Source organism: Actinomadura sp. NPDC000600 (assembly GCF_040492135.1).
GTDB lineage: Bacteria > Actinomycetota > Actinomycetes > Streptosporangiales > Streptosporangiaceae > Spirillospora.
In genome coordinates, this window is sequence record NZ_JBEUPD010000001.1 from 366,321 (window position 1) to 376,376 (window position 10,056).

General features: G+C 72.6%; 14 protein-coding genes. 11 read left to right on the forward strand and 3 right to left on the reverse strand.

Translation table 11 applies throughout. From position 1 onward, the window contains the following. Nucleotides 1–207: 207 nt before the first annotated feature. The 3 genes from ABWI07_RS01675 to ABWI07_RS01685 all read right to left on the reverse strand — a co-directional run bounded on the left by ABWI07_RS01675 (nucleotide 208) and on the right by ABWI07_RS01685 (nucleotide 2,778). Entirely contained in the window at nucleotides 208–765 is a 558-nt protein-coding gene (locus tag ABWI07_RS01675) for a gluconokinase (protein ID WP_353817382.1), read from the reverse strand. 2 nt (nucleotides 766–767) lie between these two features. Then, nucleotides 768–1,349, reverse strand: a complete 582-nt coding sequence (locus ABWI07_RS01680; RefSeq protein ID WP_353817383.1) for an isochorismatase family protein — start codon at nucleotides 1,347–1,349, stop codon at nucleotides 768–770. A 76-nt stretch (nucleotides 1,350–1,425) separates the two neighbouring features. Continuing rightward, entirely contained in the window at nucleotides 1,426–2,778 is a 1,353-nt protein-coding gene (locus ABWI07_RS01685) for a nicotinate phosphoribosyltransferase (RefSeq protein WP_353817503.1), read from the reverse strand. A 259-nt stretch (nucleotides 2,779–3,037) separates the two neighbouring features. Between ABWI07_RS01685 and clpS the strand changes: the two genes are divergently transcribed. The 11 genes from clpS to rdgB all read left to right on the forward strand — a co-directional run bounded on the left by clpS (nucleotide 3,038) and on the right by rdgB (nucleotide 10,008). Then, nucleotides 3,038–3,334 carry an ATP-dependent Clp protease adapter ClpS gene (gene clpS / locus ABWI07_RS01690; protein ID WP_149259596.1) on the forward strand — a complete coding sequence of 99 codons (297 nt, stop codon included), beginning with the start codon at nucleotides 3,038–3,040 and terminating at the stop codon, nucleotides 3,332–3,334. A gap of 4 nt (nucleotides 3,335–3,338) precedes the next feature. Then, nucleotides 3,339–3,911: a DUF2017 domain-containing protein gene (locus ABWI07_RS01695; protein ID WP_353817384.1), complete on the forward strand. Its 573-nt coding sequence runs from the start codon at nucleotides 3,339–3,341 to the stop codon at nucleotides 3,909–3,911. 49 nt (nucleotides 3,912–3,960) lie between these two features. Beyond that, complete coding sequence (locus ABWI07_RS01700; RefSeq protein ID WP_149259452.1) at nucleotides 3,961–4,374, forward strand: M67 family metallopeptidase; 414 nt, start codon at nucleotides 3,961–3,963, stop codon at nucleotides 4,372–4,374. A 97-nt stretch (nucleotides 4,375–4,471) separates the two neighbouring features. Further along, nucleotides 4,472–4,594: a hypothetical protein gene (locus tag ABWI07_RS01705; protein ID WP_268843236.1), complete on the forward strand. Its 123-nt coding sequence runs from the start codon at nucleotides 4,472–4,474 to the stop codon at nucleotides 4,592–4,594. A 92-nt stretch (nucleotides 4,595–4,686) separates the two neighbouring features. After that, the gene (locus ABWI07_RS01710) at nucleotides 4,687–4,959 is read left to right on the forward strand and encodes a MoaD/ThiS family protein (RefSeq protein WP_149259453.1); all 273 of its coding nucleotides are present in this window, start codon (nucleotides 4,687–4,689) and stop codon (nucleotides 4,957–4,959) included. Nucleotides 4,960–4,980: 21 nt separating this feature from the next. Next, complete coding sequence (locus ABWI07_RS01715) at nucleotides 4,981–5,928, forward strand: PLP-dependent cysteine synthase family protein (RefSeq protein WP_149259454.1); 948 nt, start codon at nucleotides 4,981–4,983, stop codon at nucleotides 5,926–5,928. Between the two features lie 107 nt (nucleotides 5,929–6,035). Continuing rightward, nucleotides 6,036–6,833: a thioesterase family protein gene (locus ABWI07_RS01720; RefSeq protein ID WP_149259455.1), complete on the forward strand. Its 798-nt coding sequence runs from the start codon at nucleotides 6,036–6,038 to the stop codon at nucleotides 6,831–6,833. Nucleotides 6,834–6,978: 145 nt separating this feature from the next. Continuing rightward, nucleotides 6,979–7,818: a glutamate racemase gene (murI, locus tag ABWI07_RS01725; protein WP_149259456.1), complete on the forward strand. Its 840-nt coding sequence runs from the start codon at nucleotides 6,979–6,981 to the stop codon at nucleotides 7,816–7,818. A gap of 31 nt (nucleotides 7,819–7,849) precedes the next feature. Beyond that, on the forward strand, nucleotides 7,850–8,599 hold the full coding sequence (locus ABWI07_RS01730) for an MBL fold metallo-hydrolase (protein ID WP_149259457.1): 750 nt from the start codon (nucleotides 7,850–7,852) through the stop codon (nucleotides 8,597–8,599). A gap of 75 nt (nucleotides 8,600–8,674) precedes the next feature. Beyond that, a complete protein-coding gene (gene rph / locus ABWI07_RS01735; protein WP_149259458.1) occupies nucleotides 8,675–9,394 on the forward strand; it encodes a ribonuclease PH in 720 nt (239 codons plus the stop codon). Beyond that, on the forward strand, nucleotides 9,391–10,008 hold the full coding sequence (gene rdgB / locus ABWI07_RS01740) for an RdgB/HAM1 family non-canonical purine NTP pyrophosphatase (RefSeq protein ID WP_353817385.1): 618 nt from the start codon (nucleotides 9,391–9,393) through the stop codon (nucleotides 10,006–10,008). The genes rph and rdgB overlap by 4 nt, the downstream gene beginning before the upstream one ends. Nucleotides 10,009–10,056: the final 48 nt, after the last annotated feature.

A 10,056-nucleotide genomic window follows, 5' to 3' on the forward strand; every position in this document is an offset into this window, starting at 1 on the left:
GGCGGCTTCGCGGTTCTGGTGGCGGGTGGACGTCCGGTCCCGGGGAAGGAGGGGGCCGTAACCGGACGCTGCGACGGCGCCCTCGGCACCGCCACGTGCGCGACTGAGACGACCCGCTCTACGCCGGACCAGGGGGCGGAGGCTCCGGGCGGTCGGTTTGGCTCGCCTCGTCGACTGCCACGTCCGACCGCGGCCGGCTTCGGGAGGTCAGTGGGAGGGCGGGACCAGGTCGAGGGCCTTGAGGATGTGGGCGGCCGTCTCTTCGGGCGTACCGGTGATGGGGGCGGTGACGATGTTCTCGTCGGGGGCCGGGGGTTCCAGGTCGGCGAACTGCGAGTCGAGGAGCTCGGCCTTGAAGAAGTGGCCCTTGCGGGCCTTCATCCGAGCGGCGATCGTGTCGCGGTCGCCGTCCAGGAGGACCAGGCGGACGCCCGCATGACCGTCGAGCAGCATGTCGCGGTACCTGCGTTTCAGGGCGGAGCAGGTGACGACGCCGGGGCGGCCGGTGGCGAGGCGTTCCGCGATCCACGCGGCGATGGCGCGCAGCCAGGGGAGGCGGTCCTCGTCGGTGAGCGGGTGGCCCGCGCGCATCTTGGCGACGTTGGCCTCGGAGTGGAACGCGTCGGCCTCGGCGTAGTCCCAGCCGAGGCGCTCGGCGAGGAGCGTGCCGATGGTGGTCTTGCCGCTGCCGGAGACGCCGGCGATCAGGATGACCGTGGGCTCCGTCGTGTCCGGGGGCGGGGGCGGGGGCGTGGTGGGGGGCATGGTCAGGCGGTCACCACCGGGGCGCCGGACAGGACGATGCCCTCCTGCGCGAGCTCGTCGAGGGCCCGGTCGACGGTGGCCTTGCTGACGCCGGCCGTGAGGTCGAGCAGGACGGTGGTGCGCAGGCCCGCGCGGACAGCGTCCACCGCGGTGGCCCGGACGCAGTGGTCGGTGGCGATCCCGACGACGTCGACGGAGTCGACGCCGCGGGCGGCGAGCCAGTCGGCGAGCGGGGTCTCGTCGTCGGAGAAGCCCTCGAAGCCGCTGTAGGCGGCGGTCTCGCGGCCCTTGCTGAAGACGGCCTCGATGGGGGCGAGTGCCAGGTTGGGGTGGAAGTCGGCGCCCGGGGTGCCGATCACGCAGTGCGGCGGCCAGGTGTCGGCGAAGTCCGGTTCGGCGGAGAAGTGGCCGCCCGGGTCGAGGTGGAAGTCGCGGGTCGCGACGATGTGCGCGTACTCGGACCGGTGGGCGGCCACGTACTCGGAGATCGCGGTGGCCACCGCGGCCCCGCCCGCGACGGCGAGCGACCCTCCCTCGCAGAAGTCGTTCTGCACGTCCACGATGATCAGAGCCTTCTTGCCCATGACCGCTCCCTCTACCGGTTGCCCCACCGGCTCCGCTCCGACCGTACCCCAGGCTCGTTCCCCCAAGCGGGACGGCTCAACGGCGTGGCCCGCCGTTGACGAACTCGGTCGGGACGGCGGGCTCGCCCTTCGAGAGCTGGAGCGCCGTCGGGGGCAGTTCGGCGACGGCGCGGGCGTGGCGTTCCCGGGCATCGCCGAGCGCCTCGCTCCCGACGACCTCGCCGTCGCGCACCAGCGGCACCTGGAGGACGCGGTCGCGGGGGCCGGTGGTCGGTTCGGTGGTGAAGACGGTCTCGGCGTAGGCGACGCCGTGCCCGTCGACGCGGCGGACGGCCGTCTTGCGCCCGCCCCGGCTCGGCTTGCCCGTGGAGCGCTTCGCCACCGGGCGCATGGGCGCGTCCTCCTCGGGGCCGTCCGCCCGCGCGACGAGCTTGTAGACGAGGGACGCCGTGGGGGCGCCGGAACCGGTCACCAGGGACGTCCCCACGCCGTACCCGTCCACGGGCGCCGCGGCGAGCGCCGCGATGCCGTACTCGTCCAGGTCGCCGGTCACCACGATGCGCGTGCCGTGCGCGCCGAGGGAGTCGAGCTGCTCGCGGACGCGCCGCGCCACCACGCCGAGGTCGCCGCTGTCGATCCGGACGGCGCCGAGCGTCGGCCCGGCCAGCTCCACCGCCGCGCGGACGGCCCGTTCGACGTCGTAGGTGTCGACCAGCAGCGTGGTGCCCCCGCCGAGGGCCGCGAGCTGCGCCTCGAACGCGTGCCGCTCGCTGTCGTGCAGGAGGGTGAAGGAGTGCGCGCTGGTCCCGGCGGTCGGCACGCCGTACAGCCGGCCCGCCTCCAGGTTGGACGTGGTGGTGAACCCGGCGATGTAGGCGGCGCGGGCGGCGGCCACGGCGGCGCGCTCGTGGGTGCGCCGCGACCCCATCTCGATGATCGGGCGCCCCTGCGCGGCCTGCACCATCCGGGACGCGGCGGACGCGATCGCGCAGTCGTGGTTGAGGATCGACAGGGCGACGGTCTCCAGCAGGACCGCCTCCCCGAACGTCCCCTCGACCATCAGGATCGGCGATTCCGGGAAATAACACTCGCCTTCGGGATAGCCCCATACATTCCCGGTGAAGCGGTACTTCTCCAGCCAGCGCGCCGTGGGCTCGTCCACGATGCCGTTCGCGGTGAGGAACTCCAGTTCGGCGTCCTCGAAGCGGAACGCCTCGATGGCGTCGAGGAGCCGCCCGATGCCCGCGACGACGCCGTACCGGCGCCCGGCGGGCAGGCTCCGCGCGAACACCTCGAACACCGCGCGGCGGCCGGCCGTCCCGCTGCGGAGGGCCGCCTGCAGCATGGTCAGCTCGTACTGGTCGGTCAGCAGGGCCGTGCCGTCACCAAGGTTCACAAGTGGCACTTTAGGGCCGACTGCGGGCACCATGGTGACGCGGGCCGCCACACCCGGAGACCACACTGAGCGCAGCGAACCGGGGGCGTCGGGGATCGTCCCCCACAAGGAAACGCGTGAGCGCAGCGAACTGGGCGGCGTGGGGGTGGTCCCCCCAAGGAAACGCGTGAGCGCGGCGAACCGGGCGGCGCGGGGGATCGTTCCCCACAAGGAGAGGGATAGACGCATAGCATCGGATGCGGTGGGCGGACCGACCGCGCGCAGAAAGGGGGCGACCCGGCCAATGAGCGCCATGAACACGGCGCCCGCACCGGTCGAACAGGAGCGGCCGGGCGCAGCGGAGGACGTGAGCGCCGACCGGCCCTGGCTGGCGATCGTCTGGAACGACCCGATCAACCTCATGTCGTACGTCACATATGTGTTCCAGGCCGTCTTCGGCTACCCCAAGACCAAGGCCGAGAAGCTGATGCTCGACGTGCACCACAAGGGCCGCGCCGTGGTGGCCAACGGCACCCGCGAGGAGATGGAGCGGGACGTCGAGATCCTGCACTCCTACGGCCTGTGGGCGACCGTGAAGCGGGATGATTGACCCGATGAGCCATGTGACGAAGACGCGCCAGGGCTTCCAAGTCCGGCTGGAGCCGGAGGAGACCGCGCTGCTGCGCGCCCTCATGGAGCAGCTGCTCGCGCTCCTCGGCGACGCGCCCGGCCCCGACGACGAACTGGCCTCCATGGGCATCGCCGAGAACGCCGTGAAGCCGGACGACCCGGTCCTGGCGCGGCTGTTCCCCGACGCCTACCGCGACGACGGCGAGGCCGCCGGGGAGTTCCGCCGCTACACCGAGATCGGCCTGCGCGACGGCAAGCGCGAGGCCGCCCGGGCGGTCCTCGGCGCGCTCGGTGAGACCGACACCGACACCGTCCTCGACGAGAAGCGGATGCAGGAGTGGCTGCGTGCGCTGAACGACGTCCGGCTGGCGCTCGGAACCCGGCTCGACATCACCGAGGACTGGTACGAGGAGGCGGGCGCCCTCGACCCGCGCGACCCGCGCGCCCCCATGTTCGCCGCCTACGACTGGCTGACGATGCTCCAGGACGGTCTCGTCCACGCTCTGGAGGAGCCGCCCTTGGAGGAACCTCCCCTTGAGGAGCCTCCCCCGGAGTAGCCGCCCTGGGGTGGGGGTTCCGGAACGGGCGCCTTCTAAGCTTGCGGGCATGCTGACGATTGAACGGGCCCTGGTCGACCAGATCATCGCGCACGCGCGCGCGGACCACCCCGACGAGGCCTGCGGCATCATCGCGGGCCCGGTCGGCTCGGACCGCCCCGTCCGGTTCGTCGCCATGGTCAACGCCGAGCGCTCCCCGACGTTCTACCGGTTCGACTCCCAGGAGCAGTTGAAGGTGTGGCGGGAGATGGACGACCGCGACGAGGAGCCGGTGGTGATCTACCACTCGCACACCGCGACCGAGGCCTACCCCTCCCGCACCGACATCTCCTACGCGTCCGAGCCGACCGCGCACTACGTCCTCGTCTCGACCCGCGAGGAGGACGAGGCCGAGTTCCGTTCGTTCCGCATCGTGGACGGCGAGGTTACCGAGGAAGAGGTCGTCATCGTCGACGGTTCCTGACGGCGCCGGCAGAAGGAGCGGCGCGACCGGGATGAGCGGTGCGCGAGGTCCGGAGGCGGCCGGGACCGGCGGCCTCCCGGCCGGTAAACTGGTTGACATGTGGACGAGCGGGCATGGGACGGGCGGCGCTGAGCGCCGCGCCGTGGCCCCAGCGGTGCCACCCGTGCAGAGCTTCCTGTTCGGGCACTCGCGCGCCGAGGTCGTCTACGACTGTCGCTGACGCGCTGATCACGCCTGGAATCATCCCGCCGCCCGCCCGGTTCTACGCCAGGGGCGGGCAGTCCCGTACGACGTTTTAAGGAGATCATCGCGATGGCGATCGAGGTCCGGATCCCGACGATCCTGCGCAACCTCACCGACGGCGCCAAGGCCGTCGAGGGCAAGGGCGGCACGCTCGACGAGCTGTTCGCCGACCTGGACACCCGGCACGCGGGCCTGCGCGACCGGCTCGTGGACGACAAGGGCCTGCGCAAGTTCGTCAACGTCTACCTGAACGACGAGGACGTGCGCTTCCTCGGCGGGCTGGAGACGGAGGTCTCCGACGGCGACAGCGTGACGATCCTGCCGGCCGTCGCCGGCGGCTGAGCCGGTCGGGACGAGCGCCACATGCGATTCGACTCACTGCTGGACTCGCTCGGCGGCACCCCGCTGGTCGGGCTGCCGCGGCTGTCGCCGAGCGAGGACGTCAGGCTCTGGGCCAAGCTGGAGGACCGCAACCCCACCGGCTCGGTGAAGGACCGCCCCGCCTTCCACATGATCGAGAAGGCGGAGAAGGAGGGGCTGCTGACGCCCGGCTGCACGATCCTGGAGCCGACGTCCGGCAACACCGGCATCTCGCTGGCCATGGTCGCCAAGCTGCGCGGCTACTCGATGGTGTGCGTGATGCCGGAGAACACCTCCGCCGAGCGCCGCCAGCTGCTGGAGATGTGGGGCGCGCGGATCATCTCCTCCCCGGCGGCGGGCGGCTCGAACGAGGCCGTGCGGGTGGCGAAGGGCCTGGCCGAGGAGAACCCCGACTGGGTGATGCTCTACCAGTACGGCAACGAGGCCAACGCGCTCGCGCACTACGAGACGACCGGCCCGGAGATCCTCGCCGACCTGCCGTCGGTGACGCACTTCGTCGCCGGGCTCGGCACGACGGGCACGCTGATGGGCGTCGGCCGCTTCCTGCGCGAGCGGGTGCCGGACATCAGGATCGTCGCGGCGGAGCCGCGGTACGGCGAGCTGGTGTACGGGCTGCGCAACATTGACGAGGGCTTCATCCCCGAGCTGTACGACGACTCCGTCCTGACGACGCGGTTCTCGGTCGGGTCGCGCGACGCGCTGCGCCGCACCCGCGAGCTGCTGGAGCAGGAGGGCATCTTCGCGGGCATCTCGACCGGCGGGGCGCTGCACGCGGCGATCGGGATGGCGAACAAGGCGGTGAAGGCCGGCGAGCGCGCCGACATCGTGTTCATCGTCGCCGACGGCGGCTGGAAGTACCTGTCGACCGGCGCGTACGGCGGCACGCTGGAGGAGGCCGAGGCCCGCCTCGAAGGCCAGCTCTGGGCCTGACCGCCCGGTCGGGCGGCGAGGCGGCAGGGTAGAGTGCGTACTCGAACGAGATTCTAGAACCGTCTCGGCGGACGCCCCGCCGGGACGGTCGACCCGGGAGAGTGCGGATGAGCGGGTTCGGGGAGTCGACCGCGGTGAAGCCGGTCGGCGAGGGCCGGTACGAGGCCGTCCTGGACGAGGGCTACGGCATCGCCCAGGCGCTGAACGGCGGCTACCTGATGGCCGTGCTCGCCCGCGCCGCGGTGGACGCCTCGCCGCACGAGCACCCCGTCTCGACCGCGGCGAACTTCCACCGCGTCGCCAAGCCCGGCCCCGCCGAGCTGGTCGTCGACTCCCGCAAGGTGGGCCGCACGGCCGCCTCGTCCTTCGTCACCCTCGTCCAGGACGGCCGTCCCGTCGTGGACGCGCTGATCACCACCGGCACCCTCGACCCGGCCGCCGAGCCCGACTACGCGGCCGCGCCGCCCGCCGAGCTGCCTCCGCTGGAGGAGTGCACGGGGTTCCGCCCGCCTTCCGCCGTCGACAGCGGCTTCGCCGACCAGGTCGACATGCGCTTCGACCGCACGACGATGGGCTGGCTGGACGGGCGGCCGAGCGGGCGCCCGGACATCCGCGCCTGGTTCCGGCACCGCTGCGGCCAGGAGCCCGACGGCTACTCCCTCGCCCTCGCCGTCGACGCGCTGCCGCCCGTGGCGCTCAACCTCGGCGCGCAGGGCTGGGCCCCGACCGTCGAGCTGACCTGGCACATGCGGGCCGTCCCGGCGCCCGGCTGGCTCGCCGTGCACGGCACCGGGCGGCTCCTCGCCGGCGGCTGGTTCGACGAGGAGGTCGAGGTGTGGGACAGCGCCGGCCGCCTCGTCGCGCAGAGCAGGCAGATCGCCCGCGTGCCCCTCGCCCGCTCCTGACCGCCGCGACACACCGGTGTTCCGGATCGGAAACGAACGGATCATGCGCCCGCGCCGTGAGCTGGACGGTTTTCCGGTGCGTGACGGTGTGATGTCCAACGCATGACGCACCCCGGCGGGGTCCTGTCGCTTAGCCTTGTGCACCATGTCAGATCCATCCCGGGGGGACGGCCTCCCAGACGCGCCCATCGGGATCTTCGACAGTGGTTTCGGGGGCCTCACGGTGGCCCGTGCCATCCTCGACCAGTTGCCGAACGAGCCGATCGTCTACCTCGGCGACTCCGCCCGCCAGCCGTACGGGCCGCGCCCGATCGCGCAGGTCCGCGCGTTCGCCCTGGAGATGCTGGACGAGCTGGTCGACCAGGGCGTGAAGATGCTGGTGATCGCCTGCAACAGCGCCAGCTCGGCGATGCTGCGCGACGCCCGCGAGCGCTACGACGTCCCGGTCGTGGAGGTCATCAACCCCGCGACCCGGCGCGCCGCCCGTGCCACGTCCAACGGGCGGGTCGGGCTGATCGCCACCGAGGCCACCGTGAACAGCCGCGCCTACGAGGACGCGTTCGCGGCCGCGCCGCACATCGAGCTGGTCAGCGCCGCCTGCCCGCGCTTCGTCGAGTTCGTCGAGGCGGGCGTGACGATGGGCGACGAGCTGCTCGACGCCGCCCGCGGCTACCTGCGTCCGATTGTGGACGCGGACTGCGACACCCTCATCCTCGGCTGCACGCACTACCCGCTCCTGGCGGGCGTCATCTCGTATGTGGTGGGAGACGGGGTCACACTGGTCTCAAGCGCCGACGAGACCGCCAAGGACGTGTACCGAGTGCTGCACGATCGGGGACTGGCCCGCGCCGAGGCGAAGCCCCGGCCGCGGCACCGGTTCCGCGCCACCGGTGACCCCGCCGTGTTCGCCGAGCTCGGCCGCCGCTTCCTCGGACCGGAGATCGGCCCGGTGGAGAGCACGTTGAGCAAGGCTTTGACGACCTGATTCCTCGGGAAACCCAAGAGGAGGAGTGAGCGTGCGGGTCACTGTGATCGGCTGCTCCGGCAGCTTCCCAGGGCCGGACAGCCCCGCGTCCAGCTATCTGATCGAGGCGGACGGCTTCTCCATGCTCCTCGACATCGGCAACGGTGCGGTCGGCAGCCTCCAGCGCTTCCACGGCGTGCTGGACATCGACGCCATCTGCATTTCGCACCTGCACCCCGACCACTGCCTCGACCTCACCGTCTACTGGATCGCGCGGACGTACTGCCCGGACGGCCCGGCCCCGCGCATCCCCGTGTACGGCCCCCGCGGCACCGCGGAGCACATGATCAAGGCGTACGAGCTGGAACCCAACCCGGAGATGACCGACACCTTCGACTTCCGCCCGCTGGAGCCGGGGCCGATGCGCATCGGCCCGTTCACGGTGACGACCGCGCTGATGAACCACCCGGTCGAGGCGTACGGCCTGCGGATCGAGCACGGCGGCAGCGCGCTGACCTACTCCGGCGACACCGGGCACAGCGACGAGTTGGTGCGGCTGGCGCGCGGCTCCGACCTGTTCCTCTGCGAGGCGGCGTTCGCGGACCGTCCCGGGCTGCCGCCGGACATGCACCTGACGGGCCGGGAGGCGGGCGAGCACGCGGAGCGGGCCGAGGTCGGACGGCTCGTCCTCACGCACCTGCTGCCGTGGAACGACCCGTCCCAGACGCTCTCCGAGGCGAAGGACAGCGGCTACCGGGGCCCCATCGAACTGGCGGAGGTCGGCGCCGTCTACGACCTCTGACGGCGCCTCCGGCGACGGGTGCGGCTCTGCCCGCGGCGGGCCGCCCCGGTGGGGACCGAGCGCTAGGGTGGGCGCATGGCTCGCCCCGATGACCGCGCACCCGACAGCCTCCGCCCCGTCCGCATCCAGCGCGGATGGCTCGACCACGCGGAAGGGTCGGTGCTCGTCGAGTTCGGCGCGACGCGGGTCCTGTGCGCCGCGTCCGTGCAGGACTCGGTGCCCCGCTGGCGGCGCGACAGCGGGCTCGGCTGGGTCACCGCCGAGTACGCGATGCTGCCGCGCGCGACCAACACCCGCAACGACCGCGAGTCGGTCAAGGGCCGGATCGGCGGCCGCACCCACGAGATCTCCCGGCTGATCGGCCGGTCGATCCGGGCGTGCCTGGACTTCAAGGCGCTCGGCGAGAACACCGTCCAGCTCGACTGCGACGTCCTGCAGGCCGACGGCGGCACCCGCACCGCCGCGATCACCGGCGCGTACGTCGCGCTGGCCGACGCGGTGAGCTGGATGCGCGAGCGCCGCCTCCTCAAGGGGGACCCGCTCATCACCTCGGTGTCGGCGGTCAGCGTCGGCGTCGTGGACGGCGAGCCCCGCCTCGACCTGTGCTACGAGGAGGACTCGGCCGCCGGGACGGACATGAACGTCGTCTGCACCGGCGACGGCCGGTTCGTCGAGGTGCAGGGCACCGCCGAGGGCGCCCCGTTCGACCGGGCGGAGCTGGACGCGCTGCTCGACCTCGGCGCCGCCGGCTGCGCCGAGCTGACCCGCATCCAGAACGAGGCCCTCGGCCGATGAGCCGGATCGTCCTCGCCACCCACAACCAGGGCAAGGTGGCGGAACTCCACCGCATCCTCGGTGACCTCGACGTCGTCGGCCTCGACGACTTCCCCGGCGCCCCCGACGTGCCCGAGACCGAGCTGACCTTCGAGGGCAACGCGCTGCTGAAGGCCCGCGCGATCGCCGCGTTCACCGGGCTGCCCGCCGTCGCCGACGACTCCGGCCTGTGCGTGGACGCGCTGAACGGCATGCCCGGCGTGCTGTCGGCCCGCTGGTCGGGACGGTTCGGCGCCGGCGGCGACCGCGACGCCGCCAACCTCCGGCTCGTCATCGACCAGATCGCCGACGTGGCCGACGGCCGGCGCGGCGCCTCGTTCGTGTGCGCGGCGGCGCTGGTGGTCCCGGGCGGCGCCGAGCACTGCGTCGAGGGACGGATGCACGGCACCGTCATCCGGGAGCCGCGCGGCACCGGCGGGTTCGGCTACGACCCGGTCTTCCTGCCGGAGGGCGGGACCCGCACGACCGCGGAGCTGACGCCCGCCGAGAAGGACGCCATCAGCCACCGCGGCCGGGCCTTCCGCGCCCTCGCGGAGATCGTCCCGGACGCGCTGAAGGCCGCGGGCCTGGCCTGAGCCGCCCCCACGGGCTCGGCGCACCGCCTCAGCCGCGCCCGCCTCAGC

Bases quoted from the DNA above. Each gene is read 5' to 3' on its own strand.
- ABWI07_RS01675 (WP_353817382.1), bottom strand. From the start codon at position 765: ATGCCCCCCACCACGCCCCCGCCCCCGCCCCCGGACACGACGGAGCCC.
- ABWI07_RS01680 (WP_353817383.1), bottom strand. From the start codon at position 1,349: ATGGGCAAGAAGGCTCTGATCATCGTGGACGTGCAGAACGACTTCTGC.
- ABWI07_RS01685 (WP_353817503.1), bottom strand. From the start codon at position 2,778: ATGGTGCCCGCAGTCGGCCCTAAAGTGCCACTTGTGAACCTTGGTGAC.
- clpS (WP_149259596.1), top strand. From the start codon at position 3,038: ATGAACACGGCGCCCGCACCGGTCGAACAGGAGCGGCCGGGCGCAGCG.
- ABWI07_RS01695 (WP_353817384.1), top strand. From the start codon at position 3,339: ATGAGCCATGTGACGAAGACGCGCCAGGGCTTCCAAGTCCGGCTGGAG.
- ABWI07_RS01700 (WP_149259452.1), top strand. From the start codon at position 3,961: ATGCTGACGATTGAACGGGCCCTGGTCGACCAGATCATCGCGCACGCG.
- ABWI07_RS01705 (WP_268843236.1), top strand. From the start codon at position 4,472: ATGTGGACGAGCGGGCATGGGACGGGCGGCGCTGAGCGCCGCGCCGTG.
- ABWI07_RS01710 (WP_149259453.1), top strand. From the start codon at position 4,687: ATGGCGATCGAGGTCCGGATCCCGACGATCCTGCGCAACCTCACCGAC.
- ABWI07_RS01715 (WP_149259454.1), top strand. From the start codon at position 4,981: ATGCGATTCGACTCACTGCTGGACTCGCTCGGCGGCACCCCGCTGGTC.
- ABWI07_RS01720 (WP_149259455.1), top strand. From the start codon at position 6,036: ATGAGCGGGTTCGGGGAGTCGACCGCGGTGAAGCCGGTCGGCGAGGGC.
- murI (WP_149259456.1), top strand. From the start codon at position 6,979: ATGTCAGATCCATCCCGGGGGGACGGCCTCCCAGACGCGCCCATCGGG.
- rph (WP_149259458.1), top strand. From the start codon at position 8,675: ATGGCTCGCCCCGATGACCGCGCACCCGACAGCCTCCGCCCCGTCCGC.
- rdgB (WP_353817385.1), top strand. From the start codon at position 9,391: ATGAGCCGGATCGTCCTCGCCACCCACAACCAGGGCAAGGTGGCGGAA.